Consider the following 22,610-nt stretch of genomic DNA (forward strand, 5'->3'; position numbering starts at 1 on the left):
GGTTTTCATAGGATTGGCTCTCTTGTCCATCAAATCCTCAGTCGCCCATGGAAACCGATACTCGAAACTACGTGCATTTTTCCGTTCGACACCAGCTAAAAAATCGGATTCGGATTATCACCCCCGTGTTGCTTAACGACCCTGAACGCGGCTACATCCTGGAAATCCTGCTAAAAAAACGCCCGGAAATTAAAAGGGTGCGCTCGGTGTTTGCCATTGGCTCGGTAGTGATCGAATTCGATTCCGGCCGTTTGCCGGCGAAGAACCTGCTGATTATGCTGGACGCGGTATTGGGAAATATCGCATTGAAGCAGGCCGACTTAAAAAAAGACCGGAAAAAAACCTTCGACGGGCCGCTGCAAGAAGTCGATTTGGCCGTGCAAGGCATGAGTTGTGCATCCTGCGCCTTATTAATCGAAATGGTGTTGAACCGCGACGAGCGGGTCAAGAAAGCCGGCGTTAATTTTGCGACTGAAACGGTTACGGTGCAGGGGCAGCTTAGCAAGGCGGAGGTGATCGATAAAATCGAAAAACTGGGGTATAGCGCCATGCCCATCGATACGCTGTCGCAGCGGAAGAAGCTCATCGAAAAGGAGTTGCAACGAATTGACGTAGCCCGGCGTCGATTTGTATGGGCAGGGCTGCTAACCGCACCCGTGGTGACAATAGCCATGACGATGGGCGGACGCACCTGGATGCGTTGGTTGCAGTTTGCGCTGACTACGCAGGTCGTTTTTGGCACCGGTAGCCAATTTTTCAGCAAGGCGTATCGGCTGGCTAAACAACGCGCGGCCAATATGGATAGCTTGATCGCGCTGGGCGTGGGCTCTGCTTACGGTTACAGCATTCCATCCTTGTTCAGGCGGCGCGGCCATGTGTATTTCGAAGCGGCGGCGGCCATCATCACTTTTGTACTGCTGGGGCGTTATCTGGAAGAGCGGGCCAGAGGCAAGGCCGGCGAAGCGATCCGCAAACTGGTCGATCTGCAGCCGCAAACAGCGACCTTGCTGGTTAACGGCGTTGAGCGGGTCGTCGATATCGACGACATCAAAATCGGCGATGTGATGCTGGTCAGGCCAGGCGAAAAAATTCCGACCGACGGTGAGGTGATTGTCGGCCTTTCCACGGTTGATGAGGCGATGATCACCGGGGAGAGTATGCCGGTGGTGAAGAACATCGGCCATCAAGTGATCGGCGGTTGTGTCAACGGCAACGGCGTGTTGCATATTAAGGCTACGGCAATCGGCATGGATACCGTGCTGGCGGGCATCGTGCATATGGTCGATCAAGCCCAGGCAGCCAAGCTGCCGATTCAAAAACAGGTCGATAAAATTTCGGCGGTATTCGTGCCGGCGGTGATGGTAATTTCCGCCGCAACGCTGACAGGCTGGCTGCTGGCCGGTGCGCCGTTTGCGTTTGCCTTTGGTAATGCTATCACGGTGCTATTGATCGCTTGCCCTTGCGCGTTGGGACTAGCAACACCGGCGGCAATTATGGTCGGTACCGGTCAGGCGGCTAAGCAGGGCGTCTACATTCGCAACGGCGAAAGCCTGGAAATTGCCAGTAAACTGAATGCTATCGTCTTCGATAAGACCGGCACCATCACCGAGGGTAAGCCCAGGGTGAGCAAGGTCTACAAAATATCCCGTCTGGCCGAGAATAAACTAGTGATGTTGGCGGCATCCGCCGAGAATAATTCCGAACATTTTCTCGGCAAAGCCGTGGTGGCATTCGCCCGCGACGCGGGTGTCGAGTTACAGGAATGTGCCTATTTTTATAGCGAAACCGGCCACGGTATTCGCGCCGAGGTGGACGGATACGAATTGCTGCTGGGAAATCGGGCTTGGCTGGAGAATCAGCAAGTCGAGGTGGTCCGGCTGGCCGAACAGGCCGACAATTTCGCGTCGCAAGGGCAAACGCCGGTGTACATGGCAATCAACGGCAAGGAGGCTGCTGTATTTGCTATTGCCGATAGCCCGCGTCCGGAGGCGGCGGCGGCAATCGAGCGCCTGCATCAATTAGGCATCAAGACCATGATGGTGACCGGCGATACCGAAAAAACCGCGTATTACATCGCCGACAAGGTAGGCATAGCCGATGTAGTCGCTAACGCCAAACCCGAGCAAAAGCTACAAATTATTCGGCAACTTCAGGATGAGGGGCATAATGTCGGCATGATAGGCGACGGCATTAACGACGCGCCGGCGCTGGCGGCTGCCAATGTTGGCTTTGCGGTCGGCAGCGGCACCGATATCGCCATCGAATCCTCCGACCTGACCTTGGTGCAGGGCGATATCGGTAAGGTCACCGATACGATCGAACTCAGCGCATTTACCATTCGCGTCATTAAACAAAATCTATTTTGGGCGTTCGGCTACAACACGGTTGCTATCCCGGTAGCGGCGTTAGGCAAACTCAATCCGATGATTGCTTCCGCGGCAATGGCCCTGAGTTCGGTGTCCGTCATCGTCAATTCACTCCGATTGAATAAATAAATGGAACACAATATGGAAGGTATGGATCATGCCATGCATGGCATGACCGAAATGGCTGCAGCCACGGGATTTGATTATTCCCTGGCTTTTGTGGCCGGATTGTTGGGCAGCGGGCACTGCCTGGGAATGTGTGGGGCGCTGGTATCCGGTTATTTCATGCGGGTCGGGAAAAGCCGAAGCTATCTACCGTATATTGCCTACCAGGCCGCTCGAATTTCCGTGTACACCCTGATCGGCGTATTAGCCGCTTCATTGGGTGTGGTGCTGGTATCTAGCGGCTTGTTCGGCAAGATCCAGAGCATCCTGCAAATGTTCATGGGCGCGGTCGTGATTGTATTGGCGCTGGGCGTATTGGGCTGGATACCGTGGCAAGGCTCGATACGCTTGATTCCAATGCAACTGTTACGTAAAGGTTACGCAACGGCTAACCAGAGAGGGCCGTTGTTGGGCTCAGTGATTGCCGGCTTGTTGAACGGTTTGATGCCGTGCATGCTGACTTTTGCGATGGCGGTAAAAGCCACTACCGCGAGTACCCTGCTTGAGGGAGGGGCCTTGATGTTGGCCTTTGGCGCGGGTACATTGCCGATGATGCTGTTTATCAGCGTCGCCTTCGGCAAAATGAGTGTGAAGTTGCGCGGCTTGATGCTGAAAGCTGCCGCGTTCATCATGTTATTGATGGGTGCCAACACTATCAACAATGGTTTGAGTTTTTACCACGATCAAAACTTCAATCACAGCCATTTCCTGGTGTTCGTGCAGGATAAGCTTGATGATTTAATTATTTTTCTGCATGAAGCGCTCAATTATATCGGCAGTATGCTGAGCAGTATTCATGGCGTGTGACACGGCCGCGTTTAACTAATTGAAACTTAGTGCTGGAAAAGTTCGAAATATTGGGTATAATGCCCGAATAATTTGCTGGTGTAGCTCAGTTGGTAGAGCAGCTGATTTGTAATCAGCCGGTCGCGGGTTCGAGTCCCATCGCCAGCTCCATATTTATCAAAGGCTTAGGTGTTTTTCACCTAGGCCTTTTTTATTTTGAGTCACCATAGAGTCACCACACGAAATAGAAAAGGGTGGTAACAGATAGGCCGCTTTTTTCACAATTCTACTCCGCCGCATCTAAATTGCGATGGCTCTGGAGCCGTATCTTCGGCTATCCCTAAGCAACTTTAGGTTTCCTGATGATCAATTTAGGCCGAAGGGGAGGAGGGCGCCAGCGGCTGGTATCTCCGATGTTTTCAAGTACCCTGGCATCAACGCCAACAGGCATTAATCAAATCGAGACCTACCAGAACAGTCGGCTTCGTGATGAAAAATCACCGACTGGCTTTATCCAATCGCTATCAAAGAATACTCCACCATCTTCGTTTTTGAGTGAAGAATCAGCGAAGGGATAGCCTGATTTATCTATCGCGATGATCGGCATTCGCTTGAAATGTTATTTATAGATTCTTGTGATCACCATTCCGTCAATATATAATTCATATATGTTTCGTATATTGGGTGTGATTGTGGGTATCGTTAAAATCAGTGATGAACTACATGAAGAGATTCGGAAAGCCAGTGGCACTATGGTTCGTTCGATCAATTCCCAGGCTGAGTTTTGGATAAAAATCGGCATGCTCGCCGAAACTCATCCCAACATGACTTACACAGAGATTTTGCGAGAACAATTACGTCTCGCTGCGGTTGAGTTAAGTGAGGTTAGCGATGGCTAGTATCATCCTAAAAAATGAGAATGAACTTGATTTGATGCGTGAATCAGGGCGTTTACTCGCATCGGTATTCACTTATCTCGATCAACACATCAAAGTCGGCATTTCAACCATGGGTATAAATGATCTGGTCGAAGATTTTATTACCAACACGTTAAATGCAAGACCGGCGAGTAAAGGCCAATATGATTTCCCATTTGTTCTAAACACATCAATCAATGATGTTGTTTGTCACGGCATACCTTCCACCACCCAATTTCTTAAGTCCGGCGACATCATCAATGTCGATATAACGCTTGAAAAAAATGGTTATATCGCCGACTCAAGTAAAATGTTCATAGTCGGCGATGCTTCACCCTTTGCCCAAAGGCTGGTTGATAAAACATACGAGGCTATGTGGCAGGGTATTCGCGCAGTAAAACCCGGTGCAACACTCGGTGATGTTGGTTACGCGATTAAAAAATTTGCATCTTCACAAGGCTATTCGGTCGTACGCGAATACTGTGGCCACGGTATTGGCCAAGAAATGCATGAGGAGCCTAAAGTTTTACATTACGGAAAACCGAATAGCGGAATTGTTCTGCAAGAAGGTATGACTTTTACCATTGAGCCAATGATCAACCAAGGCGAAGCTAAAGTAAAAACGAAGCGTGATGGTTGGACAGTTGTTACTCGTGACAAAAAACTCTCTGCACAATGGGAACACACTATTGCGGTTACAGCAGATGGCTACGAAGTGCTGACTCTGCGAGACGAAGAGCGCGTTTAACAAAAATTTAAGTTGATCTACACTTGCGCCACTTAAACAATAGTTAAATGGGCACGTGAAATTCCAGCCAATATCGATCACAAAGTTGTAAATTTCACTTTTTAGGGCGACACCGGAAACCGCCACGCTAACACCATTTCCCGCTCGATATACTTACCTTGCGTTCAATGGCGATTGATCGTAGCCGGCGGTGGGCGTTATTCAGTCATTGCTCACCGGCCGGCATTTCTAGCGTTTGGCTCATGTAAGGCATGGATGCATGAAACCGGCGGTCTTTGGGTGAGGCCGTCGGTTTTTTTATGGCTAACAGATTAAGAATTTCGTTTAGATCGCTCAGGTTTTGGTCTATACTCAAACTGTCGGCAACCCCAGCTTTGGCTGCTGGGATCGATGTCGACGCAGAAGCCGCATTGGCTGAATCCAAAGGGGTGCGGATTATGTTCGCACCCTTTCATCTCCGTAACGCGCCAAAATATCGGCATGGTAGTGGTCGAGTAACACTTCAGACCAATAGCCCCGATTATCTAATACAACCGTAACTCCTTGAATTTTCTCATTATGGAAATTTCCATAATCTTTTGAATCCATGGATAAAAGATTTTTGCCTTATCAGAAGAACCTAGATTGAAGCTAGGGCACCCATCACAAACAATGCCGTGTATTTCGGTAGGTTCCTGGAATTCAAGGATCATGATAGAAACAAGGGAGCGGATTTCAAATCTTACCCTTTCAATGTCGCAAGGGGTGGCGAAACACCACCCCTTTGCAAGATTAAGCGGTCCACCGGCTGTATCAATGGTTCGTGTTTCAAACGCGACCCTTCCGAACTCTTCAAAGTCTTTCACGTATTGGTCGATCAGCGCAATGACGTTTTTATGCTGGTTTCCAAGCCGTTTAACCGCTCAGCCTAGTAAATACGCGGAGCGAGCGGTATTTTGTGAGCTTGCAAATCGGAACTCCGGATTCCGATTTGGTCGGCTCCTGAGGAGGCGCAAAGCCTGAACCCATCACTGCAACGGCTTTTGTTCCTTGGCCTTGGCCAACTGTGCCAGGAAATAGGCGTCGTAATTCCAGCCTGGTCGAGGCGGTGGCAGTGTGCGGGGTTTTGGCATGGTCATCATTGCGATATTTCGAGTTTCAAAGCCAATAGTTTATGCCTAGTATTGGGTGTTACTGCCGCAATGTTCCTGACGCGATTAAATCACCGATTTCAGGTTCGAATCCGATTGATGAATGTGTACACAACCAGACGATAACCGACAAATGGGGTTTGAATGCCCCTGTTCGGCCAATTGGGGTCATTGGAGCTTAAGGGTTAATAGTTTCGAATGTCGGCTTTGCGCGAATACCCCAATTTGACTCTGCAATTGAAAAGCGGACATTGGAAATATACAGTCATTAGGCATTGCTTCAAAACAGCGATGTATGTTCTAGTCCATAATGCTTTTATGAGTAATCACCTAGAGGACCGCACTGCCAAGATGTACAATTAGCCGACCATATAAGTATTTTGCGGGCCTGGATTAATAAGCAGACCCGCTGAAATAACTTTAAAGTTGTCGGAAAACCGATATTCAGTATCATTTGGCGTAATTAGTGACCAAATCTAAACACACTGGTTAGCCGATTCAGTCAGAGTCGACCGAAAGAACTATTAATTCGCCAATTACCCGATCAAGTTCTGAAACTTGAATTTTTTGGCCGACTAAAATTTTGTCTTTTATATATTGCCAACTTGGAAAGAAAACTTTCGTCCTCAACACTTCCGGCGGATAATGAAGATTGTCATCCTCATAAGCATGACGACCGCTACAAAGATACTCAACCCCTTCGATTCGATGATGAGGCGAGTGAACATTGCTTTTCACGCCCTTCGTCTTAGGCTCTGGGACATTGTCTAGAAGCCGAAATTCTGCAGTAATGTGATGGTTCATAATATGGTTGCATGGATGTTACTTACAGCATTTCTTAGAGGATTTAGCGCTCTCGGCACCATATTCTGCCCTGTTTAAGAAAGGGCTGTTTCTGGGCTACAGGCCCAGATAAAATCAATAACCTTCATCATCAAAATTGATATTTTTCTTTTGCCTCATTCTCATCAAGACATTTAAGCGTAGGCGGACCGCCGCCATGCATTTCACTTTTAGGATACGTTCTTTCCCAATACCTATTGTCATTGGGATCTTGGAACAAAATTTCCCAATCGCCAAATTCTTTACTTACCGCCACTTTTATCAATTGATTTTCGATGAGCCAATCGATACGCTCACAAATAGAATCTTTCTTTATTTTGCCATTCGAAATAATCCATTGCCCTATCAGTTCGAACTCACCTGCTTTAATTTTCATCATTAACCCTTACGGTACTATTCTAATTGTTGCGCCAGGCGGTATTGGCCCATTAGGTATAACAAACTCACTAGCACCACCAGCGGTTTGGCCGCCACCAACAAACCCAGGGTTACTCCTAAAAACAGGAGAGGCCAGTCCTTCGCTTGGGGTCGGAAACTCAATGATTTTGAAGCCAGTAGAACTTTCTGGAATGGTCAATTTCGCGGCGATCTGTTCTGCATTCAAACCTTCGAGCTCCGCTGCATTAGTTACAAACACATCGGTAGCGCCTGGAGCCCCAAGGCTAGCTGTATCAATTCCATTCGGCATATAGATACTGATAATTTGCCGGCGCATAAAAAAGCGGTCATTCATTAACGGCTGCTTTTGGTTATGGCGGATGGCCGTTTAGGGTCGGTTTTACCCGATCACCCCTAACGGATCAAGTTCGGTCAATTGCTACCTATCGACCCACTAATAACCGATATAGATTGCCAAACCGCCATGTAGCGCCCCAAATAAGCCGCGCCTGGAAGCCGAGCAGGTTTTCAGCTCAGATCGGCTGCTTCGTAAAGTGGTCGGATTTCGATTTCGCTCGGCCCCGGCATGGGATTTGGGCAGCGCTGTACCCAGGCAACCGCCTCGTCCATGTCCTTGACTTCCCAAAGCCAGAAGCCGGCGACTAGTTCCCGTGTCTCGGCAAAAGGTCCGTCGATGACCGTGCGACCGGTACCATCGAACGCGATACGCTTTCCGTACATCGAAGGCTTGAGGCCGTCGGCAGCGAGCAAGATGCCGGCATTGCGCAGTTCGTCATTGAATTTACCCATCGCCTCAAGCATCTCGGACGCCCAGTCCGTTGGGAGAAAGCCCTTTTCGCTGTCTTCAGTCGCCTTCACGAGCACCATTACACGCACTGTCCGTCTCCTTGTGAGATCCTGTCTCGTCTTGCTGTCATTGAATCAGATGGTGTGGTTGACCACAAGGGGATCGAGCCCACCAGCTAGCCACAAAAAAAGCCGATACCCCCACAATTGAGGATTATCGGCCGTTTAGTACGTATCATCTGCTCACTGCCTTGTGATCTAAGTCTAGGCGTAGATATAAATCAGTCGGGAGTTTCTGCGCGGAAATAAAACGCTGGTCACAAAAAAGCCGGGGGGGGGCCCGGCTCTTGTTTCTGGGGCACTTGGCTTAGACGTCCGTCATAAAGATGCCTTTAAAACTGCTTTCGAAGGCGTGGAGAGGGTGTTTGACGGACTCATTTCGCACCGCCTTTGCCCGGCTGGCTCGCCCCAACAGTGGCAGTAACGTTGACTGCCGCTGCGGCCCGGTATTTCTTCAACTCGGCGTCGATTCCTGCGGCTTGTTCGGTGACGGTCTCGGCAAAACGAAACAATTTGTCGAACAACTCAGATTGGCCAGCGTGTGGCTGTTCTCGCGCGGTCTGCTTCTCCGCACTGCCAGCCAGAACGGTGGCGACTTTCAGATCATCGCCCAAATTGAAGGCTTCAACGATGCGCAAAACTTCATAAATTTCTTGCTGAACCGAGTACAGAGCCTGCTGAACATCTTTTCTGGGGATACTGCCTATAAATCCCTCAAAGATCAGAGACAATATCCCATTGGCACGTTGAGCGGCGTCAAAGGCATTTTGTAGGTTATTGAAGTTAGGGGTGCTCATGGCGCCAACCTTTTACGTCCGCGCTTTTTACCTTCAACCGATTGCTCTGGCTTTTTGTACTGCTCCATCAACCACTGCTCGATGACCACTCTCGGCCAAACAATTTTTCCAATTTTCTCGCAGGGTTCGGGCATAAGGCCATCGCTGATCATTCTTTCCAGAGTCCGGACGCTGATATTTAGCTCTTCGGCCAGTGTCGGTTTATCAAGCGTAAGTTTATTGTTATTCATGCTACATCTCCCATTTTGTGCTTCGTTAGACTGTCTTGGGGCTCGTCACATAATGTGACGTTCATCGCCTCTTTGATTTCTCTAATCTCACGCTCAACGGCCCACAACGAATAAGTAATAGCGTCACCATACACGGGAGCGGAGCAGGCATCTATTAACAGCGAAATCACGGCGTGGGCGCGCTGTGCGGACTCAAAAATACTGTCAACGCTAGGGGTTGCTATATTTGTACTCATGCAGCACCGCCATTGATTTCGCTGTCGGTGACGGTCGCTTGTTCGTCGCCCCAAATCGATTGCTCTAATTTACCGAGCGCATCATCAACCGCGCCTTGAACAGCAAACAGGGAGTTAACGACGTTCTCGTTGGTAATGCTTTCAACAAAGCCATCGAGGATAAGCGAAAGGATAGCCTGGGCCCGCTGAGCTGCGTTGAAGGCGTTTTGTAGATTGTTGATGTTCGGGGCGGTTTGGGTGGTCATGGCGGTATTCCTATTCAGAGGCATTGAAACGCCGCCCTTTGGTCTCAATCTCCGGGCGACGTGGCTAAGTGGGTTGAGACTACCGCGAATAGGTGCGGCCAGCCTTTCGGCTGCCCAAATAACCACGCCATAATGATAAGCACAGCATAGCCACGCAAAAATGACGGGCATAAAAAAGCCACTGTCAAAAGTGGCGATTTTCTCGCCTATTCAAAACGGGGTCTCAATCCCGGCACCGAATGTGTCGGCGCAGTTAAAGCTTAGGCTGGGTGTTGTGATGGTGTCAAGGAAATTTTTTTGACCGAACAAAGGAATGAGGGTATTGCCTAGATAGAAAAGGTGGGCGATGATATGGGGTATTGCTAATCATCAGCATGGGAGCTACTAATATGAGCGGTGAAGATGCGCTTAAGGTTTTGTTTCTTTCTTTGGCTGTAGCGGTAGTGTTAATAGGCTTTTCTGTATTGGTACTGGCTTTTAAGATTGGTACTGGGTTGATTTCGGACGCAGTGATTGTCATTTTTCAATTCCTGATGTCGATTGCTGGCGTGGTAATGACTGGGTTGGCGGCAGGAAAAGCGTATGAGAGTATTTTGAAGCGAGTGAAAATATTGGAATACCAATATGGTGAACTCTTCACACAAATTAACAAACGAGCTCCGACATTTGCAGCATCAGCTACTCTGATTGCGTCCCTTGTAATGCTCATCGCCGACAAGGCGTTCAAAGGCGAGTTGATTCCTACAGTTTGTGTTGGCGTCGTTTTGGCATTGCTATTTTGGATAGCGAATGAGCTGATGCTGGCAGGGACAACCACAAAATACTATCTCGGGGTTGGGACTTGGTTGATTTGCTTATTGATCCTTCCTGCCGCGATGGTCGTTCATCATGCAGGAGGTTTCGGCGCTACGATTGATGATATTGCAAAACTAGGCGTCACAACCATTGTTCTGCTCGGCATGGCTTTTATTGTTGCATGTTTAGCCCCCATTGCTTTAAAGAACTGAAATTAAACCCTCTGCAAACGTATGCCAAAACGCCGCTACCGCCGAAACCGCTCAATGGCCGGAGGCCTGTTGTCCGATACTGCTTACATGGCCAACCGCTTTTCGTGGCAAGGCGCCGTGATTCTTGGGGTAGTGCAATTTGTTGTGTTTTATTGGATTTTGCCGACGTGGATTAATCACCAACTCGAGTCGCTGCAAAGCAATATGTATCGGCCAGTGCTAGAAACGATATTCGCCAAGCGTGTTCATTGGCTCCAATGGCTCGCGATGGCCTTGGCGCTGATCTGCGGATTCTTTGCTATTCGGAATTACTTTGCCGTCGGCCAACTTGACCGGTATGGCGAAAGACAAGTCGGTTTTGTCAGCCGACTGCTGGCCAGGTGGTTCGACTAGACACCACCGGTTATCCCCAGCATCTGTGGAAAACCCTGTGACAAAACCGTGACAACCCTTTGCAAGTAGCCGCAAGGCAACAAGGAAGGTTAAATTGACTGAAATTTGGTCGGCACTCAGCAGCGAGATATTGCGAACACCGCGCACGGTTGACGAGGCCGTTGGCCGGCTTTTGCTCATTATGAACGACACCGAGCGCCGGGCAGTCGCCTGCGCGGATGAAGACGAACTGGTCGAGTTCCACTTTTGCCTTGGCGTAGCGATCCGGAATGCGTTTGGATTGCACAACCCCGGCAGCGAATTGGCGGCGGCCTGCGGTACCGGCATTCATCCGGACGATGCAAGTGGCGTCATTATCCGGGCACTTTGGGAGCGGCTGCAGGATGGCGAAGGGAAATAGCCAGGCTACCACCCCTAAGTTGGCTCGTTTGCGGGCGGAGGCCGAATGGATGCGGGAGCACCCCGGAATCTACCCAATGGAGCATTGGCTAAGGCTGCCACTCGCATTGGGCAAGGCCGGGCAATTTAACGAAGCGATCATTGAATTTCACCGGCTTTTGGATGAAGTTGATTGGCGTTTAAATATCGAAGTCCCTAGACAGAGGCCTGGCGGCGATCCTCCGCGCTCGGCGTTTCTGGAAAAATTCGGGCACCTCAGTCGGTTTCAGATTTACGAACAAATGAGCTTGGCCTGTAAACGCCAGAATCTGGTCATTCAAGCGAAGCAATATGCCTTGTTGGCCGATCAGCACTATCAGGAGTATTTGGATATGTCGGTGGAGTCTTATCACTTTAGATCGACACACGAGCACCCTGCCACCACGGATATTTAGCTTTCAGGTTAATGACGCAAAACAGAGGTTAAAGCCCCGTAGCCCGCCGAGTTCCTGAATACACCCACTGGGGGAAAGTAAAAAATCGACAAAGCCGGCGCAGGTTTACCAAGATCGGAGATGGGACCACCTTTACTGAATCAAGCGACCCTAGCGGCGTGGTACTGAAAAAACTGGCGCGCCGCTACACGCGCCAGGATGGCGACATTTACCGTTTCGACCGCCTTTTAGCAAATGCCTAAGTAATTAAGCCGATCACCGAGCTATACCACTTATTTTGCTTGATCGGTGTTCCGTTACCATGCTTTTTGCCGGTGTCGAGCACTTCGGCATACTTGGCGCCCGCTGCGGTTACATCCCAGATCTTTTTGTTCTTTGCACCTTGTAAGCACTGTTGTAACCCAGCGGCCTCAATCAGTTTGTTGACCTTTTGGGCTGACAAGCTGAGCTGTATGCCAATGTCGGCAGGGGTGAGCAGAGCCTCTTTGGTCTCGGCAATTAGCGCGGTCGCGCCAAGATTACTCAACACATCCACACCGGTTGTCTTCACGGTTGCCCTGTTTGCAGACAGCACAGCCTGGTTGCCGTCGAAGATAAGCTTTGCAACGCTCAGATTGGACGTGAACACCTCGTTTGCCTGGATGTAGTCTTGCGGCAATAATGCCGAATTCTTTGCAGAGTAACTACCAGTCTTGCGGATTGACGGAAGTATCTCTTCGAAAACCAGCCGCTCGAAATTCTCTGCTTCCGGTAGTGTGCTGCTAACAATAAGCCGAAGAACATCAGACTCGGACAAAATGCGAGCATCCTGCTTTCTTCCGAGAGTATCGACGATGGGGTGCAGCTTTTGCACCCCACGACAGTGAGACTTCATCGCCGTGGTCGGATCCTTATAACCAAGACTCTCGCAAATATCTTTCCCCACAAACCAGGGATCGCCGTTTTCGTCAATCACAACACGAATTGACGCACTTTCAAACTCAAACGGGATTAGCCGGCTCATTCTACACCACCCTCGGCATTAGCCGCGTCATGTTCAGCCACTTTCTGATCGATCCATGCATCTATCTCGCTCTCAAGCCAGCCAGTAGCCCTGGCGTCATCGCCGCCAATCAGTATTGGCCTTGGAAAGGCTCCTGACCTGAGCATTTTTTTAAGCAGAGTTTCTTTTATTGCAAGTTTGGCCAGAACATCTGGCTTTCTGAGTATCTTGTGAGACATGACGACTCCGATAAATTGAATGGTGTCGTTATGTTATTGCCCAAAAAGCCGGCGTCATGAAGTGTAGATTGGGTCACATAAATACATATTAACGCCCAATATCGTTCTCAAGATTGACTCTTAGCCTATACTCCTGTTGGCAAAATTAGCGAAGGACAGGGATATTTTTGTGCCTTAAAACGGCTCAGATAGCAAAAAATGCTCTGAATTTGGTTGATACCAGTGAGAAAAACTATTGTTAGCAAGCGCAAATCGTGAATCCTTAACATTAGGATTTTAGAAAATTTTTTGGCTAAATTATGAAAAGTAAACAAAACAAAATATTGCCCGCAACTCATGCTGCTCGGTGGGTTCATAACCTAAATCACTCTATTCTGGTGATTACAGTTTTAATTATGGCAATAATGTTACCAACCCCTGGATTGGCAACCTATTCCGCAACCGTAATTAGCTGGTACGACTATGGCTATGCCCCTGGCAAACTTTCAATGCCTCCATCTGGGAATGGACGAATAACTGACTGGCACATCACATGGCCTGGCCACTCAGACATGTATTTGACTCCTGCTTCGTGCACTTATTATGGGCAAGGACTTACGATTAATTGCCCAAGCACTGGATGTGGAGGTGGCTTTACATGTAGAGCCGATCTTTCGTGCCCTGATGGTTCTGCACCGAATTATGCTAACGGAACGTGCGCTGGCGACAATTACCAAAAGAGTGCTGGCGAAAATGGTGGCTGCGCTAGTAGAGTCGGAAATCCATGTGACGCCGCAACAGGAAATAAATATCAAAAAGATACAGACTTTTCTAATGAAAATATTGGTTTATCTTTCAGCCGCCACTATAACAGTATTCAACAATTACGGAACACTAGCAACTTAGGCTACGGCTGGAGCCACCAACTAGCCCCCAGTCTGGAAATCCTAACCGGCAAAATATTTGTTCATCAGGCCGATGGCCGCGCCGAATGGTTTACCTTGAGTAACGGCCTCTGGCAAGGCGATGCCGATAGCCGGTTAAGACTGGTCCAGGACGCCAGCGGCTACACATTGACCGACCAACAAGGCAATAGCGAACGCTACAATACCGCCGGACTCATTGTGTCCCGTACCGAACTTAATGGCCGCACCACCTCATACAACTATGACAGCAATCAACGCCTGACCGGCGTTACCGGCCCCTTCGGCCACAGTCTGCAACTGACTTACGATAGTGCCAACCGTATCGAGAGCGTCACCTATCCGGACGGTTTGAGCAGCCATTACAAGTATGATGTTCAGGGCAACCTCAAACAAGTCACGTCTCCCGACTTGAGCGTTAGGCAATATCACTATGAAAACAGCAATTACCCACATGCCTTGACCGGCATCACCGATGAAAATGGTCAGCGTTTTGCGACTTACGGCTATGCCGCCGACGGCAAGGCCAACCTGACGGAACACGCCCAAACCACTAACATCGTCGGCCAACAGCATTACAGCCTCAGCTACGATAGCGCCACCCAAACCACGGTCACCGATGCCGTCGGTACGTCGGAGGTGTTGACCTTCACCACCAATCTTAACGTTAAACTCTTGCAAAGCCGGGTGCTGCCGACGGACAACAAAGGCATCGGCCGCAGCTATGACGCCAACAACAACCTGCTTAGCGAGACCGATGCCGAAGGCCGGCAAACCCAGTACGGTTACAACAGCCACAATCAGCGTACCAGCATGACCGAAGCCTTCGGCACCACCCTGGCCCGCGTCACTCAATACGAATATCTGACAACCGATGTGGATCTGCCGATCCGGATTGTCGCACCTAGCGTCTTCGCCGGCCACGACCGGGAAACCCTGATCCAATATAACCCGGACTACAGTATCCAAAGCGTAACCATCAACGGATTCCGTCCCGATGGTACCCCCGTCAGCCGTAGCGTGGGCTACCAATACTACGGCTTGGGTCAAGTCAAGCAAATCGACGGCCCCCGTACCGATGTCAACGACATTACGAACTTTAGCTACTACAGTTGTACCAGCGGCGGCGCCTGCGGCCAACTGGCCAGCAGCACCGATGCGTTCGGCCGGATCACGAATTACAACCAATATGACGCCAATGGCCGGCTCACCCAAATGACCGATCCGTTGGGACTGGTCACTACTTATCAGTACAACGCGCGCGGCCAAGTCAACGCCATCATCCAAACTCCGCCGGTCGGCCAAGGCAGCCCCCGCACCACCAGTTACCAGTACGATGCGGCAGGGCAACTGATTAGCCTGATCACGCCGGCCAACATCACCGTCAACTACGGCTACGATGCCGCCCACGATCTGCGCAGCATTAGCGATAGTCTGGGCAACCACATCGATTACCGGTATGACGCCAAAGGCAACCGCATCCAGGCCAATACGCTGGCCGCCGACAATAACCTCGTGCGTACCTTGCAATACGATTACGACCTGCGTAACCACCTGAAGCAAATCAATGCCGCCGGTTCGGTGACCGAAATTCAAACCGACGCCACCGGCAAAACCATTCACGTTATCGACCCCAACGCCAACCCGGCGACCGAGCAACACTATGATGCCCTCGGCCGCCTGCAACAACGTATCGATACGCTCAGCCATGCCGCCAACTATCACTACGACCGTCAGGACAGACTGATTGAATTGCAAGCCCCCAATCAGGCTACCACCCAATATGCGTACGACGACCTCGGTAACCGTCTCAGCGAAACCAGTCCTGATCGCGGCGCCCTGAGTTACGGCTACGATGCGGCCGGCAACCGGACCAGTGCCACCGACGCGCGCGGCATCAGCGTTAGCTACACTTACGATGCCTTGAATAGAAGGCTCGGCGAAAACTATCCCGATACCGCCGAAGACATTACGTACAGCTACGACAACTGCGCCGGCAGCAGTAACGCCGTCGGCAGGCTGTGCAAAATCGTCGACGAAAGCGGCTCTACCCAATACGGCTACGACCTGTTCGGCAATCTGTTCGCCCAACAATCGATTGTTGCCGGCAGCACCTTCAACCTGGGTTACCGCTACGACGCCGACAATCGCCTGAAAACCGTTATCTACCCCGACGGCCGGCAGATTGGCTACAACTACGACGCCGCCGGCCGCATCAGTCAGATCGGCAGTGCCCTGGGCGGCCAAACCGCCACCATTGCCAGCAACATCGATTACCGGGCGGACGGCCTGCCTGGCGTACTGAGTTACGGTAACGGCATCCAAGAGACCCGTGACTACGATCTGCAAGGCCAGCTTACCTGCCAACAGATCGGCACAGCGGCCGCTGGCTGCCGGCAATACGACGCCAATGGCAACCTGCTGGGCGACCTGACCGGTAACCCGGCCTACAGCTACGACGCCTTGGACCGGCTGGAGCAACAGGATAGCCTGGGGCAAAGCCAACACTACAACTACGACGATAACGGCAATCGCCTAAGCCGTACCGCTCAAGCAATCACGGAAACCTATGTCTATGCCGGTAACACCAATCGCCTGACCAGCAAAGCCGGCAGCGCCATCGGCAGCGATGCCGCCGGCAATGTCACCAGCGACGGTAACTACAGCTATCAATACAACCGCCGCGGCCAACTCTACCGCGTCTATCAAAACGGCCAGTTGATCGCCGCTTACACCGTCAACGCCCAAGGGCAACGCACCTTAAAATCCCTGACTACCGGCAAAACCGTCTACCAATACGGCCCCGATGGCCAATTGCTGGCGGAAATCACAAAAGACGCCCAAGGCAACTGGACCTCGCTGGACTACGTCTGGCAAAACCAACGGCCCATTGCCCGCTTCAAAACCCGTGTCCCGACCAGCGGCACAGCCAGCACCCTGGAAAGCCTGATCTTGCACACCGACCACCTCGGTAGTCCGATACGGGCCAGCGACGCCCAGGGCAGGACCGTCTGGACCTGGAGCAGCGAAGCCTTCGGCGGCAGCACCCCGAATCAAGACCCGGACGGCGACGGCACCCAAACCCAAATCAATCTGCGTTTCCCCGGCCAGTATTTCGACGCCGAAAGCGGATTGCACTATAATTGGCATCGGTACTACCAACCGAAGACCGGACGCTATGTCAGCTCCGATCCGATTGGGTTGGCGGGGGGCATTAATACCTATACCTACGCCTACAACAACCCTTTGCGGTGGACTGATCCATCTGGGCTAGTTGTTGATTTCGATGGGCCTGATAAAGCTGTTCAATCCCTACAGAATGCCTACAACAAAATAAAAACAACTGAGAAAGGTCGTCAGCTATGTGAAACTTTAGAAAATTCACCTGACACTTATCTCATTACTAATAAGTTTCCTTACAAAATCCCTGGATTCAAACCCGATAAAACTTTTTATCATGAAGTAAGTAAAACTATTACTGTTGATCCTACATATCACCCACGGGTGAAGACAACCGAAGGCTCTCAGCCAGCCCCTACGGAATCAATCTTAGGGCATGAGATAGGTCATGCGGCAACGGGCATTGAGGATGATGGGCCAAATAGAATGAACAATGTCAATGCCAATGAAAACCCAATTAGGCAAGAGCTTGGCTTGCCAAGCAGGACAAAATACTGATGATAATATTTAAGTCATTAATTTTATTTATTACCTTGCTAAGCATATCTGGAAGTACATTGGCTTGTAATCGTAGTGATATGTTGAAGGTTTACTTTTTCTTTTTTGGTGACGACACGTATTTGCCGATTAAGATCAAAGATTTACAAAATAAACCAGATGGTTTTTTGATGTATAAAGACGATTTCTCCCAGCTTATACTTAATTCAAAGCCTGCAAAAGAAGATTGGATTGAAAATATCAGAATGCGAGTAAAGGCAAAGGATGGGGCATATTTTATTAATAAAGAGGGTGTAATCTACTTTAACAAATCAATAATTGGGCAACTTGACAAAGAGGTTTTAAATAGCCTTGATTTTGGTTTTGGATTATATGAGGCAAAAACATGTGAACCTCTCAATATCCGAATGATTGCTTTATTAGGCCAAAGCAATAACACTAAAATTCAAGAATATCTTAATAAAGTGGGCGATTTAGCCGATTGGCGTACAAGTGGTTTTGTAGGTTATAAAAAAGAAAAGCGGCAATAAATGCCTGTGATTTGGCACTGCCTGCGAAAAGGCGGAACCGTTCAAAGGTTCCGCCGACTACTCCGGCCCTACATGCGCATGGACAGCCCAAACCCTCTATTCACCGTCAAGGTTTTAACCTTGCCGACTGGGCTATCAACCGCCGAAGGCCCTAGATCGGTTGCTGCCGCGTCTTGTTCCCAAGCGCTGTTGTTTTTCCCGCTCCATCGCCGCTAGTTCACGCTGTAACCCTTCTTTTTTTATCAGTAAGAGAGAGGCGTCTTCGGCAAGATAGTCGAAATCCTCTTGAGCGGGTCGGTTTGCAAGCCGGATCACAATGTTTAAAGGCCGAGTAGCGGAAATTTCAGACAGCAAAAAGCCGCGACGGTGCCCGGCCTTCAAAAGAAGTCAACAACAAGGACTTAACGCCACTCGCCCGTTACCGGGTCTCGGATGAATAGGTTAAGGACCGCTGGCTCATCTTGCTCAAACCGACCGGATTCAACGTAGTCGAAGGCCATGTCAACGGTATAATCGCCCTCCCAGCTTTCAATCCAGTGGCATTCCCTGTCGGCTAAGCCTTCGGGCGGCAGTACCAAAAAACGATCTGTCGCATTCGCATGCCAAGCCAGCCAATAACCATTGCTGGTTTTAGCGAAAGTGGCGGTACTCAACCATCTGGATAATTGTTTATCGTCACTGGCCATTTGCCTGGCGATACGGGGGCGGTAGCCCTTGAAAACCATTGCCATGACATCAAACTCCACGAGAGGATTTGAAGGTAATAAAAGGCCGGTGTTGTTAGCGGGCGGTCAAGAGCCACCCGTACCCGGCCAGTAAATCACTACTTTGGCAGAAGTCCGAGACATCTGCTCCCGATTCCGGTGATCAGGACTCCTTTGTAGCACTACCTTCAAATAACGCCGGTGAAGGTCGCTCAAGCGGGGCGCTGGAGCAAAGCGACCAAATAATACCGCAAGTCTCTACCATTATGTTAAATTCATAATCGCTGTCAGATGAGGGGGATAGATCAGGATGCTCCAAGGGGATTGGCCGCAGTCTCTCTGGCGACAACTTGGGCAATACACCATCACGCCACATCTGCAAACATAGCCTCGGCCGCAGCCTTGGCGTTCTCTACTGCCGAAGTGACGCCGCTACCGGCATTCTCCGACACCATGTAAACCGCATCTTCCAGCCACGCAAAAGACTTTGCATCGAATATATCGGGCGACTTGATGCCGTTCTTGCGCATGACCTCTTTCTTTTCCATCACGTACCGCAGTCCGCCTGCCTCGGCAAAGTGGTAGGGAAGCCTAGCGCCCTGCAGTAGGATCTTCTCTTTCATTCTGCGGTCAATGTTCATGCGGAACGACACCCGACCCGACTTGATGGCGTCGCGCATCCGGACCATGGCGCAAGCCCGTTGATTGTAGAATCGGTCCTGGTATTCCTTCTTGAAGCAAGGCTTGCCCCAGTTCACCTTGACGACGGGCACGCCCATGGCTTCGATCAGCTTATTGACGGTAGCGCCAACGCCGCCGTTATCGACCATCAGCGTGGCGTTCGACAGCTTCCCAACCAGATTGGCCAGATCGCCGGCAAAGATGATTTCGTTCTTGCTGTTGGTGCAGTAGGGTATTTCGATGTATTCGACTCGGCGCGCATCCGGGCCAAAGTCGCCATACCCAATAACCTTGGCGATAACCGCGACCGATTCGTCCCGGTATTCGCCTAAGCCAACATCGCTAAGCACCAATAACCCGAATGGTTCATCGTCACGAATAATCTGCCCTCGCTCGAATGCTCTTTCCAGATCAACCCGGGTAAGCAGGTTGCTGCCTGAATCCTCGGCAAACTGACCAAGTACCCGGATTCGATACTCGATTGACTCTCGCCCACCCGTTTCGTCCGCGCGATCCTTGAGCCATTGCAACGTAACGAATGGCGACCGCTCCGAACTAAAGCGCAATGCGGTCCACGATCCGCCGTTGTCCCGCGATAGGTTGTTGTGCGACTCGTAGAATCGGCCGGCATTGCGCACGCCCTGTGACGCCATCAGCGTGCGGTTTCCGGGCTGGGTTTGGGTGCCCTCGATTACGTCGAAATGGTCGTCGCTAACGCCGGCCGCCTCGTCAATGATGATCAACTGCCAGTATCGGTGCTTACCGGCTACGCCAATGGCCTGTCCTTGTTGCATGGCGACTTGGGTGATAAACCACTGATCTTCAAAGCTCTTGACCGCTACTCGGGTTTTGGTAATCTCGTAGTAGTCGTTGAGCCAGCCATAGGGCCCGTTGGCGATGGCGAGATAAACGTCGTTCATCTCTTTCCAGACACCGTCCGCAACCTGATTGATCCTTGGCGCGCCGATGTAGGTGTTCGAGCCGATTTCGATTTTACCCTCATACACCGCGACGGGATGACACAGCAGGTGCCACAAGGCTATCCGGCCAAACCCCGCCGTCTTGCCGGTAGAGGTGCCGGATACCACCGACACCTTGGCATTGGGCGGGGAAATGGCGTAAAGCAACTCTTCCTGGTCGAACGATGGCGACATGCCGCAGACGCTGACCGCAAAACGCAGCGGGTCAGCGTGAAAGCGTTCAACAAATTCGAGGTATCGGGGATCTTGGAAGATCGAAGCCTTCGCCATAAGCCTGACTACTCTTGTTCAGACCTCATTTCGCGTTCAGCCAATACGGCTTTTTGGCGTTCATGCGCGGCCGCCATTTTGGCGACAAATTGGGTTTCGATCATATCCAGCGTTTCTTTATCCAACTTTAGCGAACTGCTGACCTCGACCTTATCGCGCCACTTATCGGGCTGACGGTTCTTCAGCCAGAATATTGCTGCCGTTGTATCGGGCGGGTAATGCTTGGTGACATCGGTGAGAATGACTTGACCTTCATAGATGTTCACCTTGGTTTCAGGATGGCTATAGCCGGTTGCCCGATGAAACAATGACTCTGCCACCCTAGCGTCGGCCAGCGTTTTGCCGCGCTTGAGGGAATCCGCAAACTCCGGTGCCTGCTTTTTCCAGGTGTTGATCGTCTTCTCGCTTACGCCGAAGAATCCGGCCAGTTGCGCATCGGTGGCGCCCAGCAGGCAATAGTTATAAGCCTGGTCTATGAACTCCGGTTTTAATGCGGTGGGTCGGCCGCCGGCGTGTTTTTTGGTATTTGGCATGGGTGTTACCCTTTAGGGGCTGAAGAAACTACGTTTTGTATTGGCTTGATGAATAATGGCCCTCTAATTGCCGCCCAATTGTGAGGATTTCCGAATGGGTTTCTTCGACCACTCTGAGCAGTTTGGCGCCCAGTTTCAGTTCGTCGAATTCCGGATTTATTTCGCGGAACCGGTTGACGAGTCGCTTGATTTCCCCGAATCGGTTGAAGGCGACCGTTGCAGCCTGTTCGACCTTTGACAGCTGATCAAACAGATCCCGGATGGCGTTGTTCTCGTCGACGGTGACTTGTTCGAGGGCGCGCTGAATGTGGCACTCTTGGGCGGTTACCGGGTCGCGCTGCCAGTCGTCCGACAGGCCAAACAAATAATCAATGCTGCAGTTGTAAACGATTGACGCCTTGTAGGGCAGAAACGAGGGGATGGTATCGCCGTCGCTGGCGTGCTCGATCTTGGAAAGTTTTGAAGAGTTTTGATAGCCAAGAAGTGCGGCCGCCTGTAATCCGGTTAACCCGCACATCTCGCGGGCCGTGGTCATGCGCTGACCGAATGTTTTAACGATGTCTGATTTTTCTTGGAATTGGAATCGGTCGTTCGCCGGCTTCATGGTTTCCCCACATTTTTAGGATGATGGGAAATTGAAACACGCGGGAAAGCTGGTTTTAATGAAGGTTTCCGATCACAAAAAAGCCGGGGATTGCCCGGCTAAAGTGATGCGCTATATTGATTGCTTTCCAAGTATTTGGTTACACCGCATGCTTGGCATAGGCAAGAATGCCGATAAGGAAAAATATGTGTTGCGGCCAACAAACGGCCTTAATCGGTAACGTAATTTCATCACCCCAAAGCCAAAATGGGCGAAACCTGGGTCGAACATCGTAGAAAGAATCTATGCTTGCGTTAATTTGCGCCGCCACAATCGGAACAAGCGCCAAGGTAAAAATACCGAAGACAATAGATAGGGCGAAACACCAAATTTCAATGTCCGCATGTATTACACGTCCATCTTTTGACGCAACCCATCCTAACGCTGCCTCGATCCGAATGGACAATGACGCCTTTAGGCATTCGGTGACGCCATAACGCCATGATCAGGGCATCACAAACCAACGTTGCCGTCATCCGTCCGGAAATGGCCCAACCGGCAAGTTCCGGAGAGGTATTTTTGCTCCG

At 50.6% G+C, this 22,610-nt stretch carries 23 protein-coding genes, 1 tRNA gene and 2 pseudogenes; 12 read left to right on the forward strand and 14 right to left on the reverse strand.

The window, feature by feature from the left end:
- Positions 1-47 precede the first annotated feature (47 nt).
- The 5 genes from ACH50O_RS02785 (at position 48) to map (ending at position 4,982) form a co-directional block, all read left to right on the forward strand.
- Positions 48-2,495, forward strand: coding sequence for a heavy metal translocating P-type ATPase (locus tag ACH50O_RS02785; protein ID WP_446810535.1), 2,448 nt, complete (start codon positions 48-50; stop codon positions 2,493-2,495).
- Positions 2,496-3,338: a sulfite exporter TauE/SafE family protein gene (locus ACH50O_RS02790; RefSeq protein WP_446810536.1), complete on the forward strand. Its 843-nt coding sequence runs from the start codon at positions 2,496-2,498 to the stop codon at positions 3,336-3,338.
- Positions 3,339-3,412: 74 nt separating this feature from the next.
- A tRNA-Thr gene (locus tag ACH50O_RS02795) sits at positions 3,413-3,488 on the forward strand.
- A 521-nt stretch (positions 3,489-4,009) separates the two neighbouring features.
- Positions 4,010-4,216, forward strand: coding sequence for a ParD-like family protein (locus ACH50O_RS02800; RefSeq protein WP_446810537.1), 207 nt, complete (start codon positions 4,010-4,012; stop codon positions 4,214-4,216).
- Positions 4,209-4,982, forward strand: coding sequence for a type I methionyl aminopeptidase (gene map, locus ACH50O_RS02805; protein ID WP_446810538.1), 774 nt, complete (start codon positions 4,209-4,211; stop codon positions 4,980-4,982). Before ACH50O_RS02800 ends, map begins: the two co-directional genes overlap by 8 nt.
- Before the next feature lie 1,628 nt (positions 4,983-6,610).
- On the opposite strand, the gene ACH50O_RS02810 is transcribed toward map, so the two are convergent.
- The 7 genes from ACH50O_RS02810 to ACH50O_RS02840 all read right to left on the reverse strand — a co-directional run bounded on the left by ACH50O_RS02810 (position 6,611) and on the right by ACH50O_RS02840 (position 9,708).
- Positions 6,611-6,916 (reverse strand): hypothetical protein, encoded by a 306-nt coding sequence (locus ACH50O_RS02810; protein WP_446810539.1) that lies wholly within the window; start codon positions 6,914-6,916, stop codon positions 6,611-6,613.
- Between the two features lie 130 nt (positions 6,917-7,046).
- Complete coding sequence (locus ACH50O_RS02815) at positions 7,047-7,334, reverse strand: Imm27 family immunity protein (RefSeq protein WP_446810540.1); 288 nt, start codon at positions 7,332-7,334, stop codon at positions 7,047-7,049.
- 6 nt (positions 7,335-7,340) lie between these two features.
- Complete coding sequence (locus tag ACH50O_RS02820; protein ID WP_446810541.1) at positions 7,341-7,688, reverse strand: polymorphic toxin type 10 domain-containing protein; 348 nt, start codon at positions 7,686-7,688, stop codon at positions 7,341-7,343.
- 173 nt (positions 7,689-7,861) lie between these two features.
- A complete protein-coding gene (locus ACH50O_RS02825) occupies positions 7,862-8,221 on the reverse strand; it encodes a YciI family protein (protein WP_446812105.1) in 360 nt (119 codons plus the stop codon).
- Between the two features lie 353 nt (positions 8,222-8,574).
- The gene (locus ACH50O_RS02830) at positions 8,575-8,997 is read right to left on the reverse strand and encodes a hypothetical protein (protein WP_446810542.1); all 423 of its coding nucleotides are present in this window, start codon (positions 8,995-8,997) and stop codon (positions 8,575-8,577) included.
- The gene (locus ACH50O_RS02835; RefSeq protein ID WP_446810543.1) at positions 8,994-9,227 is read right to left on the reverse strand and encodes a helix-turn-helix transcriptional regulator; all 234 of its coding nucleotides are present in this window, start codon (positions 9,225-9,227) and stop codon (positions 8,994-8,996) included. Before ACH50O_RS02835 ends, ACH50O_RS02830 begins: the two co-directional genes overlap by 4 nt.
- Positions 9,228-9,459: 232 nt before the next feature.
- Positions 9,460-9,708 (reverse strand): hypothetical protein, encoded by a 249-nt coding sequence (locus ACH50O_RS02840; RefSeq protein ID WP_446810544.1) that lies wholly within the window; start codon positions 9,706-9,708, stop codon positions 9,460-9,462.
- Between the two features lie 389 nt (positions 9,709-10,097).
- On the opposite strand from ACH50O_RS02840, the gene ACH50O_RS02845 reads away from it, so the two are divergent.
- The 4 genes from ACH50O_RS02845 to ACH50O_RS02860 all read left to right on the forward strand — a co-directional run bounded on the left by ACH50O_RS02845 (position 10,098) and on the right by ACH50O_RS02860 (position 11,941).
- Positions 10,098-10,715, forward strand: a complete 618-nt coding sequence (locus ACH50O_RS02845; protein ID WP_446810545.1) for a hypothetical protein — start codon at positions 10,098-10,100, stop codon at positions 10,713-10,715.
- 21 nt (positions 10,716-10,736) lie between these two features.
- The gene (locus ACH50O_RS02850) at positions 10,737-11,108 is read left to right on the forward strand and encodes a hypothetical protein (RefSeq protein ID WP_446810546.1); all 372 of its coding nucleotides are present in this window, start codon (positions 10,737-10,739) and stop codon (positions 11,106-11,108) included.
- A 94-nt stretch (positions 11,109-11,202) separates the two neighbouring features.
- Positions 11,203-11,508, forward strand: a complete 306-nt coding sequence (locus ACH50O_RS02855; protein WP_446810547.1) for a DUF6794 domain-containing protein — start codon at positions 11,203-11,205, stop codon at positions 11,506-11,508.
- Complete coding sequence (locus ACH50O_RS02860) at positions 11,492-11,941, forward strand: hypothetical protein (RefSeq protein WP_446810548.1); 450 nt, start codon at positions 11,492-11,494, stop codon at positions 11,939-11,941. The genes ACH50O_RS02855 and ACH50O_RS02860 overlap by 17 nt, the downstream gene beginning before the upstream one ends.
- Before the next feature lie 238 nt (positions 11,942-12,179).
- Here the strand turns inward: ACH50O_RS02860 and ACH50O_RS02865 are convergent, their stop codons facing one another.
- Positions 12,180-12,944, reverse strand: coding sequence for a BRO-N domain-containing protein (locus ACH50O_RS02865; protein ID WP_446810549.1), 765 nt, complete (start codon positions 12,942-12,944; stop codon positions 12,180-12,182).
- Positions 12,941-13,162 (reverse strand): helix-turn-helix transcriptional regulator, encoded by a 222-nt coding sequence (locus tag ACH50O_RS02870; RefSeq protein ID WP_446810550.1) that lies wholly within the window; start codon positions 13,160-13,162, stop codon positions 12,941-12,943. The genes ACH50O_RS02865 and ACH50O_RS02870 overlap by 4 nt, the downstream gene beginning before the upstream one ends.
- Before the next feature lie 551 nt (positions 13,163-13,713).
- Here ACH50O_RS02870 and ACH50O_RS02875 point away from each other — a divergent pair.
- From ACH50O_RS02875 to ACH50O_RS02885, 3 genes and pseudogenes are all read left to right on the forward strand, one after another.
- Positions 13,714-14,073: pseudogene (locus ACH50O_RS02875) on the forward strand (DUF6531 domain-containing protein); the annotation flags it as partial.
- Positions 14,074-14,142: 69 nt separating this feature from the next.
- Complete coding sequence (locus ACH50O_RS02880; protein WP_446812106.1) at positions 14,143-17,742, forward strand: RHS repeat-associated core domain-containing protein; 3,600 nt, start codon at positions 14,143-14,145, stop codon at positions 17,740-17,742.
- A complete protein-coding gene (locus ACH50O_RS02885; RefSeq protein ID WP_446810551.1) occupies positions 17,742-18,272 on the forward strand; it encodes a hypothetical protein in 531 nt (176 codons plus the stop codon). Before ACH50O_RS02880 ends, ACH50O_RS02885 begins: the two co-directional genes overlap by 1 nt.
- A gap of 401 nt (positions 18,273-18,673) precedes the next feature.
- On the opposite strand, the gene ACH50O_RS02890 is transcribed toward ACH50O_RS02885, so the two are convergent.
- The 5 genes and pseudogenes from ACH50O_RS02890 to ACH50O_RS02910 all read right to left on the reverse strand — a co-directional run.
- Positions 18,674-19,003, reverse strand: a complete 330-nt coding sequence (locus tag ACH50O_RS02890) for a hypothetical protein (protein WP_446810552.1) — start codon at positions 19,001-19,003, stop codon at positions 18,674-18,676.
- 338 nt (positions 19,004-19,341) lie between these two features.
- Positions 19,342-20,907 (reverse strand): hypothetical protein, encoded by a 1,566-nt coding sequence (locus ACH50O_RS02895; protein WP_446810553.1) that lies wholly within the window; start codon positions 20,905-20,907, stop codon positions 19,342-19,344.
- A gap of 8 nt (positions 20,908-20,915) precedes the next feature.
- Positions 20,916-21,440 carry a helix-turn-helix domain-containing protein gene (locus ACH50O_RS02900; protein WP_446810554.1) on the reverse strand — a complete coding sequence of 175 codons (525 nt, stop codon included), beginning with the start codon at positions 21,438-21,440 and terminating at the stop codon, positions 20,916-20,918.
- 28 nt (positions 21,441-21,468) lie between these two features.
- Positions 21,469-22,044, reverse strand: coding sequence for a helix-turn-helix domain-containing protein (locus ACH50O_RS02905; RefSeq protein ID WP_446810555.1), 576 nt, complete (start codon positions 22,042-22,044; stop codon positions 21,469-21,471).
- Positions 22,045-22,466: 422 nt separating this feature from the next.
- Positions 22,467-22,595, reverse strand: a pseudogene (locus ACH50O_RS02910) (IS3 family transposase); the annotation flags it as partial.
- Between the last annotated feature and the right edge of the window lie 15 nt (positions 22,596-22,610).

The sequence above is a fragment of the Methylomonas sp. 2BW1-5-20 genome (assembly GCF_052474515.1).